At 72.1% G+C, this 15299-nt stretch carries 13 protein-coding genes and 1 pseudogene; 10 read left to right on the plus strand and 4 right to left on the minus strand.

Annotated features, from left to right (window positions below; translation table 11 throughout):
- Positions 1–83 precede the first annotated feature (83 nt).
- The 5 genes from ACFQZ6_RS25405 to mutM all read left to right on the plus strand — a co-directional run bounded on the left by ACFQZ6_RS25405 (position 84) and on the right by mutM (position 3980).
- Entirely contained in the window at positions 84–1199 is a 1116-nt protein-coding gene (locus ACFQZ6_RS25405; RefSeq protein WP_381618629.1) for an ATP synthase F0 subunit B, read from the plus strand.
- Between the two features lie 158 nt (positions 1200–1357).
- The gene (locus ACFQZ6_RS25410; RefSeq protein WP_381612934.1) at positions 1358–2002 is read left to right on the plus strand and encodes a YceD family protein; all 645 of its coding nucleotides are present in this window, start codon (positions 1358–1360) and stop codon (positions 2000–2002) included.
- Positions 2003–2004: 2 nt separating this feature from the next.
- Positions 2005–2178, plus strand: a complete 174-nt coding sequence (gene rpmF, locus ACFQZ6_RS25415) for a 50S ribosomal protein L32 (protein WP_003951102.1) — start codon at positions 2005–2007, stop codon at positions 2176–2178.
- A 7-nt stretch (positions 2179–2185) separates the two neighbouring features.
- On the plus strand, positions 2186–3037 hold the full coding sequence (gene rnc / locus ACFQZ6_RS25420) for a ribonuclease III (RefSeq protein ID WP_381612936.1): 852 nt from the start codon (positions 2186–2188) through the stop codon (positions 3035–3037).
- A gap of 82 nt (positions 3038–3119) precedes the next feature.
- Entirely contained in the window at positions 3120–3980 is an 861-nt protein-coding gene (gene mutM / locus ACFQZ6_RS25425; RefSeq protein WP_381612938.1) for a bifunctional DNA-formamidopyrimidine glycosylase/DNA-(apurinic or apyrimidinic site) lyase, read from the plus strand.
- Here mutM and ACFQZ6_RS25430 read toward each other — a convergent pair.
- Together ACFQZ6_RS25430 and ACFQZ6_RS25435 are read right to left on the minus strand one after the other, a co-directional pair.
- Positions 3953–4354: a winged helix-turn-helix transcriptional regulator gene (locus ACFQZ6_RS25430; protein WP_381612941.1), complete on the minus strand. Its 402-nt coding sequence runs from the start codon at positions 4352–4354 to the stop codon at positions 3953–3955. The two genes, mutM and ACFQZ6_RS25430, sit on opposite strands and share 28 nt — an antisense overlap.
- A gap of 40 nt (positions 4355–4394) precedes the next feature.
- Complete coding sequence (locus ACFQZ6_RS25435) at positions 4395–5822, minus strand: CAP domain-containing protein (RefSeq protein WP_381612943.1); 1428 nt, start codon at positions 5820–5822, stop codon at positions 4395–4397.
- A gap of 167 nt (positions 5823–5989) precedes the next feature.
- On the opposite strand from ACFQZ6_RS25435, the gene ACFQZ6_RS25440 reads away from it, so the two are divergent.
- The 4 genes from ACFQZ6_RS25440 to ACFQZ6_RS25455 all read left to right on the plus strand — a co-directional run bounded on the left by ACFQZ6_RS25440 (position 5990) and on the right by ACFQZ6_RS25455 (position 12343).
- Positions 5990–6271, plus strand: coding sequence for an acylphosphatase (locus ACFQZ6_RS25440; RefSeq protein ID WP_381612946.1), 282 nt, complete (start codon positions 5990–5992; stop codon positions 6269–6271).
- A gap of 379 nt (positions 6272–6650) precedes the next feature.
- The gene (locus ACFQZ6_RS25445; RefSeq protein ID WP_142192916.1) at positions 6651–6854 is read left to right on the plus strand and encodes a hypothetical protein; all 204 of its coding nucleotides are present in this window, start codon (positions 6651–6653) and stop codon (positions 6852–6854) included.
- Positions 6855–7090: 236 nt separating this feature from the next.
- Positions 7091–10684, plus strand: coding sequence for a chromosome segregation protein SMC (smc, locus tag ACFQZ6_RS25450; protein ID WP_381612950.1), 3594 nt, complete (start codon positions 7091–7093; stop codon positions 10682–10684).
- Between the two features lie 147 nt (positions 10685–10831).
- Entirely contained in the window at positions 10832–12343 is a 1512-nt protein-coding gene (locus ACFQZ6_RS25455; RefSeq protein WP_381618632.1) for a sugar porter family MFS transporter, read from the plus strand.
- A 78-nt stretch (positions 12344–12421) separates the two neighbouring features.
- On the opposite strand, the pseudogene ACFQZ6_RS25460 reads toward ACFQZ6_RS25455, so the two are convergent.
- Positions 12422–12598, minus strand: a pseudogene (locus ACFQZ6_RS25460) (LLM class flavin-dependent oxidoreductase); the annotation flags it as partial.
- A gap of 253 nt (positions 12599–12851) precedes the next feature.
- Here ACFQZ6_RS25460 and ftsY point away from each other — a divergent pair.
- Entirely contained in the window at positions 12852–14060 is a 1209-nt protein-coding gene (gene ftsY, locus ACFQZ6_RS25465; RefSeq protein WP_381612953.1) for a signal recognition particle-docking protein FtsY, read from the plus strand.
- A gap of 111 nt (positions 14061–14171) precedes the next feature.
- Here the strand turns inward: ftsY and ACFQZ6_RS25470 are convergent, their stop codons facing one another.
- Entirely contained in the window at positions 14172–14846 is a 675-nt protein-coding gene (locus ACFQZ6_RS25470; protein ID WP_381612956.1) for a bifunctional DNA primase/polymerase, read from the minus strand.
- Between the last annotated feature and the right edge of the window lie 453 nt (positions 14847–15299).

Genomic DNA, 15299 nt, shown 5'->3' on the forward strand with positions numbered 1-15299 from the left:
CACTCGGTGTCCCCCGGGCGCCCCATGGCCGTACAGTCGTCCCGTTGGTCTCCATCACAGCTGTAGAGAGTGGCGAGCACACGGTGGACGTGCAGAAGAAGCTCGACGAGATCGTCGCCTCGGTCTCCAGTGCCCGGTCGATGCCCATGTCGGCGTCGTGCGTGGTCAACCGCGCCGAACTGCTCTCGATGCTCGAAGAGCTGCGCGCGGCCCTGCCCGACTCCCTCGCCGAGGCCCAGGAGCTGATCGGCGGCCGGGAGCAGCTCGTCGAGCAGGCCCGCCAGGAGGCCGAGCGGATCATCTCCGGCGCGCACGCCGAGCGCGGCTCGCTGATCTCCGACACCGAGATCGCCCGCCGCTCCCAGGCCGAGGCCGACCGGATCCTCGCCGAGGCCCGCAAGGAGGCCGAGGACATCCGCGCCGAGGCCGACGACTACGTCGACTCCAAGCTCGCCAACTTCGAGGTCGTCCTCACCAAGACCCTCGGCTCCGTCGGCCGGGGCCGCGAGAAGCTCCTCGGCACCGGCCCGGGCCTCGACGAGCAGGGCTACGAGGACGAGGACGCCCCCGAGCGCAGCCACGACCCCGAGACCCTGCGCCGCACCGCCGACGAGTACGTCGACGTGAAGCTCGGCGCCTTCGAGGCGGTCCTCGCCAAGACCCTGGACGCGGTCGGCCGCGGCCGACAGAAGCTGCACGGCCGGATCGCCACCGACGACCTCGGTGCCCTCGCCGACGACACCAGCACCGTCCAGCACAGCAGCGACGCCGACTACCTCGCCGACCTCGCGGCCCTGTCCCAGCGCGAGACCGCCGCCGAGCAGCAGCAGTCCGCCACCGTCCCCGCCCAGCCGTCGTACGCCGCCCAGGACGACGGCTACGCCAGCCGCGACGACTCCTACGGCACCCAGGCCGAGCCCTACCAGGACGCTTACGCCTACCAGCAGCAGGCCCAGCAGGCCGACCCGTACGGCTACCAGCAGCAGTACGCCCAGCAGCAGGACCCCTACGGCTACCAGCAGGCCGACCCGTACGCGGGCTACCCGCAGCAGCCCGCTTACCCGCCCCAGCAGCCCCAGCAGCCCCAGCAGGGCTACGCGCAGGACCCGCAGGCGCTCGACGAGACCAGCCTCTTCGACACCAGCATGATCAGCGCCGAGCAGCTACGGGCGTACGAGCAGGGCCGCGGCAACGGCTGAGGGTGCCGATTGGGCCGTATGGGAAAGGTCCAGTATCCTGGCTCTTCGGTCGCGCGTGCGCTCACGCCTTTTCACAGGGTCCGCAGGCGTCCGCGATCAGCGCTGCCCGCACAGCAAGGACGGGCAGTGTCCCCCCAGCTCACAGATCGAAAGCAGGAATGGCCTCCAACGCCCGCCTCGACCACCGCAACCCCCTCGTGTTCGACACGCACGAGCTGGGCAGGCGGCCCGGCGCGCTCCAGCGGCTCTCCCGCACGGTCGACGCCCCCAAGGACCTCGGTCTGAAGGACGTCATCGGAGTGCCCGAGGGCGCCCCGGTGGAGCTGGACCTCCGCCTGGAGTCGGTCATGGAGGGTGTGCTCGTCACCGGCACCGCCCGTGCCCGCGCCGAGGGGGAGTGCGTAAGGTGTCTGGAGCCGCTCCAGCAGGAGCTGGAAGCGGACTTCCAGGAGATGTTCTCGTACCCTGACGCCGACGACCGGGGCCGCGTGAAGGCGGAACCGGCCGACGACGCCGAGGAAGACGAGGACAGGCTCTTCATCGAGGACGGCCTGTTCGACCTCGAACCCGTGCTGCGCGATGCGGTGGTGCTCGCACTGCCGATGCAGCCGGTGTGCCGGGAGGACTGCCCGGGTCTGTGCGCCGAGTGCGGGGCACGGCTCCTGGACGACCCGGACCACCACCACGACGCCGTCGACATCCGTTGGGCGGCATTGCAGGGACTCGCCGGTTCGCTCGAACCTGGCGACAAGGACGACACGAGCGGCGCCGAGACGGGCGTCGACGAGAAGCAGGAGAAGTAGCCGTGGCTGTTCCGAAGCGGAAGATGTCGCGCAGCAACACGCGCCACCGCCGGTCGCAGTGGAAGGCTGCGGTCCCCACCCTGGTCGCGTGCGAGCGCTGCCACGAGCCCAAGCAGCAGCACATCGCGTGCCCGTCGTGCGGCACCTACAACAAGCGCCAGGTCCTCGAGGTCTGAGCGGCTGGTGAGAGGCACTGTGTCCACGCCGAAGAAGAACTCTGGCGACAACCATGCCTCGTCCCACACGCTTCTGGAAGGGCGGCTCGGCTACCAGGTCGAGTCCGCCCTTCTGGTGCGAGCGCTGACCCACCGTTCCTACGCGTACGAGAACGGCGGTCTGCCGACGAACGAGCGGCTGGAGTTCCTCGGGGACTCCGTGCTCGGCCTCGTCGTCACCGACACGCTGTACCGCACCCACCCCGACCTGCCCGAGGGCCAACTGGCCAAGCTGCGGGCCGCGGTGGTCAACTCGCGTGCGCTGGCACAGGTGGGACGCTCGCTGGAACTCGGCTCCTTCATCCGGCTCGGCCGCGGTGAAGAGGGCACGGGCGGCCGGGACAAGGCGTCCATCCTCGCCGACACCCTCGAAGCGGTGATCGGCGCGGTCTACCTCGACCAGGGCCTGGACTCGGCGGCGGAGCTGGTGCACCGCCTGTTCGACCCGCTGATCGAGAAGTCCTCCAACCTCGGAGCCGGACTGGACTGGAAGACCAGCCTCCAGGAGCTCACCGCGACCGAGGGGCTCGGCGTGCCCGAGTACCTGGTCACGGAGACCGGCCCCGACCACGAGAAGACCTTCACTGCTGCCGCCCGCGTCGGAGGCGTCTCGTACGGCACCGGCACCGGCCGCAGCAAGAAGGAGGCGGAGCAGCAGGCCGCCGAGTCCGCCTGGCGCGCGATCCGCGCGGCGGCTGACGAGCGCGCCAAACGGGCCGCCGCGGACGGCTCCCCGGTCACGGGAGCCACCGACGACGACACCAAGCCCGACGACCCGGACGAGGACGGCTCGGCCGAGCCGCAGGTCCCCTCCGTCTGACCGCCGGGCCCCGTCACACCGCGTCTGAGCGCCCGTCCCGCCCCGGGGCGGGCGCTCGGCTCATTCACCCTGCGGAGCACACATGCCCGAGCTGCCGGAGGTCGAGGTCGTACGCCGCGGCCTGGACCGGTGGGCCGCCCACCGCACCGTCGCCGACGTCGAGGTGCTGCACCCGCGCGCGGTACGCCGCCATGCCGCCGGGGCCGAGGACTTCGCGCACCGTCTCAAGGGCCACCGGATCGGCACCCCGCGCCGCCGCGGCAAGTACCTGTGGCTGCCGCTGGAGGACACCGACCAGTCCGTCCTCGCCCACCTCGGCATGAGCGGCCAGCTCCTGGTGCAGCCGCACACGGCGCCAGACGAGAAGCACCTGCGCATCCGGGTCCGCTTCTCGGACGCCCTCGGCACCGAACTCCGCTTCGTCGACCAGCGCACCTTCGGCGGCCTGTCCCTGCACGACAACACCCCCGACGGGCTGCCCGACGTCATCGCGCACATCGCCCGCGACCCGCTCGACCCGCGCTTCGACGAGGACGCCTTCCACCAGGCCCTGCGCCGCAAGCGCAGCACCATCAAGCGCGCCCTGCTCGACCAGTCCCTGATCAGCGGCGTCGGCAACATCTACGCCGACGAGGCGCTGTGGCGCGCCCGCCTCCACTACGACCGCCCGACGTCGACGTTCACCCGCCCCCGCACCCGGGAACTCCTCGGCCACATCAGGGACGTCATGAACGCGGCCCTCGCGGTCGGCGGCACCAGCTTCGACAGCCTCTACGTCAACGTCAACGGCGAGTCCGGCTACTTCGACCGCTCCCTGGACGCCTACGGCCGCGAGGGCGAACCCTGCCGCCGCTGCGGTACGCCGATGCGCCGCCGCCCGTGGATGAACCGCTCCAGCTACTACTGCCCGCGCTGTCAGCGCCCGCCGCGCGTCTCGTCGTAACGGCCACGGGCCGCGAGGACGTCGTCCATCCGGCCCTCCACGAACTCGATCAGCGCCATCAGCCGCTCGGCGACGCCCCGGCCCAGCTCGGTCAGTTCGTAGTCCACCCGCGGCGGGTTCGTGGGGTGCGCCTCCCGGTGCACCAGGCCGTCGCGCTCCAGCGCGTGCAGCGTCTGCGACAGCATCTTCTCGCTGACCCCGTCGACCCGCCGCCGCAACTCGTTGAACCGGAACGACCCGTCGTACAACGCGCCCAGCGTGAGCGCGCCCCAGCGCCCGGTCACATGCTCCAGCGTCCCGCGCGACGGGCAGGCCCGCGAGAACACGTCATACGCGAGATCCCGCTCCGCGGCGCGCTCCGGCGTGGTGGTCATGCCCCCAGCGTACGGGAGCGCAGGGGGAGTGGGCCGGGGGCTAGTAGCCGAAGTTCTGCGTCCACCACGGGCCGCCGTCCCCGAAGTGGACGCCCACGCCCAGTGTGGTGAAGTCGCAGTTCAGGATGTTGGCGCGGTGGCCGGGGCTGTTCATCCAGGCGTCCATGACCGCGGCGGCGTCGGCCTGGCCGCGGGCTATGTTCTCGCCGCCGAGGTTGTCTATGCCCGCCGCCTCCGCGCGGTCCCACGGGGTGGCGCCGCTGGGGTCGGTGTGGTCGAAGAAGTCCCGCGCGGCCATGTCGGCGCTGAAGGCGCCCGCCAGCGAGGCGAGGGCGCTGTTCGCGGCGACGGGGCTGCAACCGGCCTGCGCCCGCTCCTGGTTGACGAGCTTGAGCACCTCGGCCTCGGCGGCGGCCTCGCGGGAGACCGTCACCGGCGCGCTGCTCTCCTCCGGCGCCTGCGTCGCCGCGTTGGACGGCGGGGTCACCGGCTTCGGCTGCTTGGTCTTCGACGGGTTGGCCTGGGGCTCCTTCTCCTTCGCCGGGGCCTCCGTCGGCGCGGCCGACGACGTCGAGGGCGACGGCTTGGCGGAGTCGGACGCGCCGCTGGAGGCGGAGCCGGTGCCGGAGCGCTGGCCGCCGGGGCTGGTGGCGGTGCCCTCGGGGTACTCGGCGCTGCCCGAGGCGCCGCCCTGCTGGGTCGCGGAGTTGCCCGGGGTGTCGGCGGACTGCACCTTGTCCCCGCCGCCACCGCCGAGCTGGTAGTTCTCGGTGCCGGGGATCACGCCGGTGGCGACCGCGACGGTGCCGAGGGCGACCGCGGCGGAGACCCCGAGCAGGCCGTTGCGGACCGGCGCCCCGGCCTTCTTCTTACGGCGCCGGTGCGTCCCGGCGCGCCGGGCGCCCTCGTCGGGCGTGAACCCGTCGGAGGCAAACGCGGTGGTGGTGAGGCCGTCGGCGGCCGTGAAGTCGTCGGTGGCGAAGTCGTGGGACAGGCGGTCGTCGACAGAGAAGTCGTGGGACAGGCGGTCGTCGGCCGGGAAGCCGTGGGGGCGGTAGTCGGCGGACGGCCGGTCGCTGGACAGGTGGTCGCCGGTCGCGAAGTCGTGGGACGCGAGCGCCTCGGTCGTGAACCGGTCCGGCGCGGGCCCGCCGACCCGGCGTCCACCGGCCGGGAACCCACCGGCCCGGTAGCCGTCGGCCGGGAAGCCCACGGTCTCCGCGGCGGCCGGGTAGCCCCCGCCGTCCGTCATGTACGCGTCCGGGGCGTAGAGGTACGCCTCGCTGCGGGCGCGGGCGTCGGCGTACGCCTCGGGGTGGAGGTAGGGGGCGATCCCGGTGGTGCCGTACTCGGCGGCGTGCGGATCGCGCGGGTCGTACTCCCGCGTGGACGAGCCGTGCGGTGGTGCGACCTCCCCGGCGCGGCCCGTGGCGGCGCGGCCGGCGGCGATGCGTCGGTGGCGTCCCATGTCCTGGCCTTCCTCGTCCTTGCGGTCGGCGCGTCCCCCCACGGCCCACCAGACTCACACTCACACGATCGAGTGAGTTTCATATGAGATTCATTGGGTGGGGACGGTACCGCATGGCGCGCGATGCGGAAGTGCTCCGAGAGACATTGGCCCGTTAGGTTGCACCCATGAGCGAGGATGTACGGCTGGTGGCCTGGGTGCGGGGAAGCGTCCAGGGTGTGGGTTTCCGCTGGTTCACGCGGGCCAAGGCGCTGGAGATCGGCGGCCTGAGTGGCTTTGCTCTCAATTTGGCGGACGGTCGGGTCCAGGTGGTCGCCGAGGGTCCGCGCAAGGGCTGCGAGACGCTCCTCGACTGGCTCCAGAAGGGCGACACGCCCGGCCGCGTGGACGGGGTCACCGAGATCTGGGACACACCCCGCGGCGGCTACGACGGCTTCGCGATCCGCTGACCCACGACCGCCCGGCACCCACCGGCGCCACCGCCGGGGCGGTGCTCGCGCGCCCGCGCGGGAAGAAAACCGCTGGTGGTTGCCGAGAACCGCTTGCGCGGCCGGTCCTCGCGCGCAAAGATGATCGCCACGCCCCAGGGCCCCGTAGGAGTCGCAGCGCCGCCGTCACCCGGCCGCGTGCCCCCGGTTCGCCCCCCAATACGGGGCGTGATCGTGTTGACCGTCAAACTTTTTGGTGAGACGCTGAAAGCCCCGCGCACCTTAGCTGTTTGGCATGGATTACCGGCAGCACAACTCCACAGTGCCAAGCACCGCGGGTGCGAATCCCTCACGACCCACACCGCATCGGTCGGTCACTCAGTGTGGAGGACCATCCATCATGGCAAAGGCGCTTCTCGGTTACGTCGGCGGCTCCGACCCTCGACTCCTCGCCGAGATGCGACGGCTCCAGCAGCGCGTCCAGGACCTGGAATCCGAGCTCGTACGGATCCAGGCCGAGAACGACGCCCTGACGGCTGCCGCTTCTCACGACAGGATCATGGAGAGCGTTGACGCACACCAGGCGGAGCCTGCGCTCACCTGATCACTGCATCGCACCACGACAGCAGTGGTTGGGCCGCCCGTAATCAACCGCTCAGTTGTCAGAAATGGCAAGGGACGCTTCGGCGTCCCTTCTTCTTCCCCGGCCCCCGGTCGCCCGCGGTCTCCTTGACCCGCGCATCCTTTCACCCTGTTTAACTTTTGGTGTGCCCTGCGACTCCCAGGGCGAAACCGCCGGTTCATGGAGTGAGACAACCCCGGAAGGTAGAGTCCAGCGCCGTGCACCTCAAGGCCCTGACCCTCCGAGGGTTCAAGTCGTTCGCCTCGGCGACCACACTCCGGTTCGAACCGGGCATCACGTGTGTCGTCGGACCGAACGGCTCGGGCAAGTCCAACGTCGTGGACGCGCTCAGTTGGGTCATGGGCGAGCAGGGCGCCAAGTCGCTGCGCGGCGGCAAGATGGAGGACGTCATCTTCGCCGGGACCACCGGCCGCCCGCCGCTCGGCCGCGCCGAGGTGTCGCTGACCATCGACAACTCCGACGGGGCGCTGCCCATCGAGTACGCCGAGGTCACCATCACGCGGATCATGTTCCGCAACGGCGGCAGCGAGTACCAGATCAACGGCGACACCTGCCGCCTGCTGGACATCCAGGAACTCCTCTCCGACTCCGGCATCGGCCGCGAGATGCACGTCATCGTCGGCCAGGGCCAGCTCGACTCCGTCCTGCACGCCGACCCCATGGGCCGCCGCGCCTTCATCGAGGAGGCCGCGGGCGTCCTCAAGCACCGCAAGCGCAAGGAGAAGGCGCTCCGCAAGCTCGACGCCATGCAGGCCAACCTCGCGCGCGTGCAGGACCTCACCGACGAACTGCGCCGCCAGCTCAAGCCGCTGGGCCGCCAGGCCGCCGTCGCCCGCCGGGCCGCCGTCATCCAGGCCGACCTGCGCGACGCCCGGCTGCGCCTGCTCGCCGACGACCTCGTACGGCTGCGGGAGGCGCTCCAGACGGAGGTCGCCGACGAGGCCGCGCTGAAGGAGCGCAAGGAGGCCGCCGAGCAGGAGCTGAAGAAGGCGCTCCAGCGCGAGGCCCTCCTGGAGGACGAGGTACGGCGGCTCGCCCCCCGCCTCCAGCGCGCCCAGCAGACCTGGTACGAGCTGTCCCAGCTCGCGGAGCGGGTGCGCGGCACCGTCTCGCTGGCCGACGCCCGCGTCAAGAGCGCCACCTCCGCCCCGCCCGACGAGCGGCGCGGCCGGGACCCCGAGGACCTGGAGCGCGAGGCCGCCCGGGTCCGCGAGCAGGAGGCCGAGTTGGAGGCCGCCCTGGAGGCGGCGCAGCGGGCGCTGGAGGACACGGTGTCCCACCGTGCCGAACTGGAGCGCGAACTCGCCGCCGAGGAGCGGCGGTTGAAGGACGCCGCCCGCGCCATCGCGGACCGCCGCGAGGGGCTGGCCCGGCTCAACGGCCAGGTCGGCGCCGCCCGCTCGCGCGCCGCCTCCGCCCAGGCCGAGATCGACCGCCTGGCCGCCGCCCGCGACGAGGCCCAGCAGCGCGCGGTCACCGCGCAGGAGGAGTACGAGACCCTCAAGGCCGAGGTCGACGGCCTCGACGCCGACGACGCGGACCTGGCCGACAGGCACCGCGCCGCCAAGGAGGCGCTCACCGAGGCGGAGGCCGCCCACTCCGCCGCCCGCGAGGCGGTCACCGCGGCGGAACGCGCGCGTGCCGCCACCCAGGCCCGCCACGACGCCCTGGCCCTGGGCCTGCGCCGCAAGGACGGCACCGGCGCCCTCCTCTCCGCGCAGGATCGTCTCTCCGGCCTCCTGGGCCCGGCGGCGGAACTGCTGACCATCACCCCGGGATACGAGATCCCGCTCGCGGCGGCCCTCGGAGCGGCGGCGGACGCCCTGGCGGTCACCTCCCCCTCCGCGGCGGCCGAGGCGATCCGCCTCCTCCGCAAGCAGGACGGCGGAAGGGCAGCCCTTCTCCTCGCGGGCACCCCCGCCGACCTGAGGGGCGCGGGGAACCGCGCGACCAGCCACGACACACCCGCAGACGCCGTACAAGCCAGCGGGGCACCCCTCGCCGCGGACTTCGTCCGAGCCCCCGCGGACCTCATGCCCGCCGTACGACGACTGCTCCACGGCACCGTCGTGGTCGACACCCTCGAAGACGCCGAGGACCTCGTCTACGCCCACCCCCACCTCACCGCCGTCACCGCCGAAGGCGACCTCCTCGGCGCCCACTACGCGCACGGCGGCTCCGCGGGCGCCCCCAGCCTGCTGGAGGTGCAGGCGTCCGTGGACGAGGCCGCCGCCGAGCTGGCGGAGCTGGCCGTACGGTGCGAGGAGCTGGCCGAGGCCCAGCGCGCGGCGCAGGAGCGGCGCCGGGAGGCCGCCGCCACCGTCGAGGAGCTGGCCGAGCGGCGCCGCGCCGCCGACCGGGAGAAGTCCTCCGTCGCCCAGCAGCTCGGTCGGCTCGCCGGGCAGGCCAGGGGCGCCGCCGGGGAGGCCGGGCGCGCCGTCGCCGCCGCGGCGCGGGCGCAGGAGGCGCTCGACAAGGCGCTTGAGGACGTCGAGGTGCTCGCGGAACGGCTCGCCGTCGCCGAGGAGATGCCGGTCGAGGAGGAGCCGGACACCTCGGTGCGGGACCGGCTGGCGGCCGACGGCGCCAACGCGCGGCAGACCGAGATGGAGGCCCGCCTCCAGGTCCGTACGCACGAGGAGCGGGTGAAGGGGCTCGCCGGACGGGCCGACTCGCTCGACCGGGCCGCCCGCGCGGAGCGTGAGGCACGCGCGCGTGCGGAGCAGCGGCGGGCCCGGCTGCGGCACGAGGCCGCCGTCGCGGGCGCCGTCGCTTCCGGTGCCCGGCAACTGCTCGCGCACGTCGAGGTGTCGCTCGCGCGGGCCGACCGGGAGCGGACGGCGGCCGAGGCGGCGAAGGCGCTGCGGGAGCGGGAGCTGGCCCAGGCCCGCGCCGAGGGGCGCGATCTCAAGGCGGAACTCGACAAGTTGACGGATTCGGTCCACCGCGGGGAGGTACTCGGCGCCGAGAAGCGGCTGCGGATCGAGCAGCTGGAGACCAAGGCGCTGGAGGAACTCGGTGTGGAACCGGCGGGGCTCGTTTCCGAGTACGGACCGCACCAGCCGGTGCCCCCCTCGCCCCCCGCCGAGGGCGAGGAGCTGCCCGAGGACCCGGAGCACCCGCGCAACCGGCCCCGGCCGTTCGTGCGGGCCGAGCAGGAGAAGCGGCTGAGGGCGGCCGAGCGGGCGTACCAGCAGCTCGGCAAGGTCAACCCGCTGGCGCTGGAGGAGTTCGCGGCGCTGGAGGAGCGGCACAAGTTCCTCAGTGAGCAGCTTGAGGACCTGAAGAAGACCCGCGCGGACCTGCTCCAGGTCGTCAAGGAGGTCGACGAGCGGGTCGAGCAGGTCTTCACGGAGGCGTACCGGGACACCGCGCGCGAGTTCGAGGGCGTCTTCGGCAGGCTGTTCCCCGGCGGTGAGGGGCGGCTGCTGCTGACCGACCCGGACAACATGCTCACCACCGGTGTGGACGTCGAGGCCCGGCCGCCGGGCAAGAAGGTCAAGCGGCTGTCGCTGCTGTCCGGCGGGGAGCGGTCGCTGACCGCCGTCGCGCTGCTGGTGTCGATCTTCAAGGCGCGGCCCAGCCCGTTCTACGTCATGGACGAGGTCGAGGCGGCGCTCGACGACACCAACCTCCAGCGGCTGATCCGGATCATGCAGGAGCTCCAGGAAGCCTCGCAGCTCATCGTCATCACGCACCAGAAGCGGACGATGGAGGTCGCCGACGCCCTCTACGGCGTCTCCATGCAGGGCGACGGTGTGTCGAAGGTCATCAGTCAGCGGCTGCGCTAGAAACCGGTGCCCTCTACACGTACCGCGACCTGCGCTTTTGTCTGACGATAGAGCCACTCACTTCAACTCTTGAACTAACACCTCCATCCCCTCGCCCTGAACTGAGTCGTTAGGCCCTATTGACTTCGAAACTTGAAGGCATAGTCTCTGCAACGTTGCTTTTACCTTCAGGACCAAGCGCCTCGAAGGGCCGATCCCCACGCCCGGCAGCGACGCCGGGCGGCCCGAGGAGTACACGTGACCAGCACTGCGCAGGCAGCATCCAAGTCAGGAGCCCCCACGGTTCCGCCCGACCACCTCGGGCACGTCATCTTCATCGCGGCGGCGGCCGCGATGGGCGGTTTCCTCTTCGGCTACGACAGCTCCGTGATCAACGGCGCCGTCGAGGCCATCCGGGGCCGGTACGACATCGGCTCCGCGGCGCTGGCCCAGGTCATCGCCATCGCCCTGATCGGCTGCGCCATCGGCGCCGCCACCGCGGGCCGGATAGCCGACCGCATCGGCCGGATCCGCTGTATGCAGATCGCCGCCGTGCTGTTCACCGTCAGCGCCGTCGGCTCCGCGCTGCCGTTCGCGCTGTGGGACCTCGCCTTCTGGCGGGTCGTCGGCGGCTTCGCCATCGGCATGGCCTCCGTGATCGGCCCCGCCTACATCGCCGAGGTCGCCCCGCCCGCGTACCGCGGCCGTCTCGGCTCCTTCCAGCAGGCCGCGATCGTCGTCGGCATCGCCGTGTCGCAACTGGTCAACTGGGGCATCCTGAACGCCGCCGACGGCGACCAGCGCGGTGAGCTGCTGGGCCTGGAAGCCTGGCAGGTCATGCTCGGCGTCATGGTCATCCCGGCCGTCCTGTACGGCCTGCTGTCCTTCGCTATCCCCGAGTCCCCCCGCTACCTGCTCTCCGTCGGCAAGCGCGAGCGCGCCCGCGCGATCCTCGCCGAGGTCGAGGGCCAGGACGTCGACCTGGACGCCCGCGTCGACGAGATCGAGCAGGGGATGCGGAGCGAGACCAGGTCCAGCTTCCGGGACCTGCTCGGCGGCAGCTTCTTCTTCAAGCCGATCGTCTGGGTCGGCATCGGCCTGTCGGTCTTCCAGCAGTTCGTCGGCATCAACGTCGCGTTCTACTACTCCGCCACCCTGTGGCAGTCGGTCGGCGTCGACCCGTCGGACTCGTTCTTCTACTCCTTCACCACGTCGATCATCAACATCGTCGGCACCGTGATCGCGATGATCTTCGTCGACCGGATCGGCCGCAGGCCGCTGGCCATCATCGGCTCGGTCGGCATGGTGATCGGCCTGGCGCTGGAGGCGTGGGCGTTCTCCTCCGACCTGGTCGACGGGCAGCTCCCCGCCACCCAGGGCTGGGTCGCCCTGATCGCCGCCCATGTGTTCGTGCTCTTCTTCGCCCTGAGCTGGGGCGTGGTCGTCTGGGTCATGCTCGGCGAGATGTTCCCCAACCGGATCCGCGCCGCCGCGCTCGGTGTCGCCGCCGCCGCGCAGTGGATCGCCAACTGGGCCATCACCGCGAGCTTCCCGTCGCTGGCCGACTGGAACCTGTCCGCCACCTACGTGATCTACACGGTCTTCGCCGCGCTCTCCATCCCGTTCGTCCTGAGGTTCGTCAAGGAGACGAAGGGCAAGCGCCTGGAGGAGATGGGCTGACCGGCCCCCCGAGCCCGAGGAGAAGGGCCAAGTCCCCGCTGCCCCTCTCCTCGTCCCCGTAAGGGGTACTGCCCCGGATCACCCGCTGATCCGGGGCAGTACGCCGTCGCGGAACAGCCGTAGACAGCGCCACCCCTCCGCCACCGTCAGCCCGCCGCACAGCGGACGCGGTACGAGGTGGTCGAGTCCGCGTGCGACGCACTCGTCCGGCGTGAGCACCCGGTGCACGCCCTCCGCGCGCAGCTCCTCGACCGTGCGACGGCGGCCAGTTGTTCGCGGCGCCCTGGTGCTCGTCGGTCCGCACGGCGGGGGAGGCGTCGGGGGCGACGAGGTCGAAGCGTACGACCGTGACGGGCATGGGGGTTCCCTTCGGCGGCGGGTGGTGTGCGCCGTGCGCGCGGGGACCGTAGCGGACACTGCGTCAGATGCTCAGAGACGCGACCCGTACCCCTTGGAGGAACCCACAAGCTGGGTCCGGCCGACCCCCATGGCTGATACTGGACGCGTTATGGACATCGTCATCCTTACTGTAGTCATCGCCGTGGTCGTGCTCGGCGCGATCGGCGGGCTCGTCGTCGGCACCCGGCGGAAGAAGGCCCTGCCCCCGCCGCCGCCCACGACCCCCGACCTCACCGCCCCTCCGGCCGAGCCGCACGTCGGCGACGAGGCCGAGACGCCGCGTGAGGAACCGCGCCGCACCATAGAGGAGGTGGACCTCCCGGAGGGCGGCGCGCCCGTCACCGTGGAGGAACCCCCCGTCGAAGAGCTGCCGGTACCCGTCATCGAGGTACCGGAGCCCACCGCGGGGCGGCTGGTCCGCCTCCGCGCCCGTCTCTCCCGCTCGCAGAACGCCCTCGGCAAGGGGCTGCTCACGCTCCTGTCGCGCGAGCACCTGGACGACGAGACCTGGGAGGAGGTCGAGGACACCCTGCTCACCGCCGACGTCGGCGTGCAGCCCACCCAGGAACTGGTCGAACGGCTGCGCGAACGCGTCAAGGTGCTCGGCACCCGCACCCCGCAGGAGCTGCGCGGCCTGCTGCGCGAGGAGCTGCTGACGCTCGTCGGCCCCGACCTCGACCGCACCGTGAAGACCGAGCCCGAGGGCCGCAAGCCCGGCATCGTGATGGTCGTCGGCGTCAACGGCACCGGCAAGACCACCACCACCGGCAAGCTCGCCCGGGTCCTGGTCGCCGACGGCCGCACCGTCGTCCTCGGCGCCGCCGACACCTTCCGCGCCGCCGCCGCCGACCAGCTCCAGACCTGGGGCGAGCGCGTGGGCGCCCACACCGTGCGCGGCCCCGAGGCGGGCGACCCCGCCTCCGTCGCCTTCGACGCCGTCAAGGAGGGCAAGGAGATGGGCACCGACGTGGTGCTCATCGACACCGCGGGACGGCTGCACACCAAGACCGGCCTCATGGACGAGCTGGGCAAGGTCAAGCGCGTCGTCGAGAAGCACGCCCCGCTCGACGAGGTGCTGCTCGTCCTGGACGCCACCACCGGGCAGAACGGCCTCGTCCAGGCCCGCGTCTTCGCCGAGGTCGTCGACATCACCGGCATCGTGCTGACCAAGCTCGACGGCACCGCCAAGGGCGGCATCGTCGTCGCCGTCCAGCGCGAGCTGGGCGTGCCGGTCAAGCTGGTCGGGCTCGGGGAGGGCGCGGACGACCTCGCGCCGTTCGAGCCGGAGGCGTTCGTGGACGCCCTGATCGGCGACTGACGGACCGGAGAGGCCCCGGAAGAGCGCGTACGACGAGGCGCCCGCCCCTGACAAAGAAGAGGCGCCCGCCCCCTGACAAAGAAGGGGACGGGCGCCTCGTCGTACCCGGGGCTACGCCCAGGGCTGCGCGGGGGACCGGTGGGCGACGTACGCCAGCGTGCCCAGCAGCAGCCGTGCCGCCGGGGGCCTGGTGGCCGAGTCCAGCGCGGGCGGGCGCAGCCAGCGCACCGGGCCGAGGCCCGCGCGGTCGGAGGGCGGGGCGGTGATGTGCGTACCGGCGCCCAGGGCGCGCAGGTCGAGGGCCGGGTCGTCCCAGCCCATGCGGTACAGCAGCGCGGGCAGCTCGGCGGCGGCGCCGGGGGCGACCAGGAACTGGGCGCGGCCCTCGGGCGTGACGGTCACCGGGCCCAGCGGCAGGCCCATGCGCTCCAGGCGGACCAGCGCGCGCCGCCCGGCGGGCTCGGCGACCTCGATGACGTCGAACGCCCGGCCGACCGGCAGCATCACCGCGGCGCCCGGCGTCTCGCCCCAGGCGCGCGTCACCTCGTCCAGGGTGGCCCCGGCGGGCACCTCGGGGGCGAAGTCCAGGGGGTGCGCGCCCGGCGCGCGGCAGTCCGGGCGCCCGCACGAGCAGACGCCCGCGGCGGCCCGCGCGCCCGGCGCCACGGCCCAGCCCCACAGGCCCGTGTACTCCGCGACCGCGGTGCACTCCGAGGTGCGACCGCGGCGCCGAGTGGTGGACCGGATGTCGCGGATGCCCCGACTGCTGCCGATCGTGAAGCCCATGCCCCCTCCAACGGGTCCGACGCACCGGTGGTTACGAGACGGACGCGGAACGTGACGCTGCGTTCCCGCCTTCCCGTTGGCGGTCGAACCAGGCGACCGATCCATGCGGCGCGTTGAAGCGCCTCGGGGGGTGTGCTCGGCCGTGCGCGCCCTTTTGTGCACCGCTCCGCTCACTTCCCACCGTCCTGTGTCAAGTGAATCGCGAGCAGGCCACCGGGAGTTCATTCGAAGGGGTGGCGAATGGTGGCGATTCGGCGTTCGCCGTGGCTGGATGGGTGATCGTAGGATTACTTTGAGTGCACGGACCCTGGAGGCACATGCTCGCCCGGGTATGCCGGAGGCAAGTCGGCTCCCCGTTCGAAGTGTGGCAAGTGCCATACGGGCGGCTGGTTTGACGGGCATTCTGATAGGGCTTGGCGCACTCGGCGGCAGGCGGTCGACACAAGGGGATGG

The organism is Streptomyces flavalbus (assembly GCF_042674625.1).
GTDB lineage: Bacteria > Actinomycetota > Actinomycetes > Streptomycetales > Streptomycetaceae > Streptomyces > Streptomyces flavalbus.

What these genes read in the sequence shown, in the direction of transcription:
- ACFQZ6_RS25410 (WP_381612934.1), top strand. Translation starts at nt 1,358, where the DNA reads ATGGCCTCCAACGCCCGCCTCGACCACCGCAACCCCCTCGTGTTCGAC.
- mutM (WP_381612938.1), top strand. Translation starts at nt 3,120, where the DNA reads ATGCCCGAGCTGCCGGAGGTCGAGGTCGTACGCCGCGGCCTGGACCGG.
- ACFQZ6_RS25430 (WP_381612941.1), bottom strand. Translation starts at nt 4,354, where the DNA reads ATGACCACCACGCCGGAGCGCGCCGCGGAGCGGGATCTCGCGTATGAC.
- ACFQZ6_RS25435 (WP_381612943.1), bottom strand. Translation starts at nt 5,822, where the DNA reads ATGGGACGCCACCGACGCATCGCCGCCGGCCGCGCCGCCACGGGCCGC.
- ACFQZ6_RS25440 (WP_381612946.1), top strand. Translation starts at nt 5,990, where the DNA reads ATGAGCGAGGATGTACGGCTGGTGGCCTGGGTGCGGGGAAGCGTCCAG.
- ACFQZ6_RS25445 (WP_142192916.1), top strand. Translation starts at nt 6,651, where the DNA reads ATGGCAAAGGCGCTTCTCGGTTACGTCGGCGGCTCCGACCCTCGACTC.
- ftsY (WP_381612953.1), top strand. Translation starts at nt 12,852, where the DNA reads ATGGACATCGTCATCCTTACTGTAGTCATCGCCGTGGTCGTGCTCGGC.
- ACFQZ6_RS25470 (WP_381612956.1), bottom strand. Translation starts at nt 14,846, where the DNA reads ATGGGCTTCACGATCGGCAGCAGTCGGGGCATCCGCGACATCCGGTCC.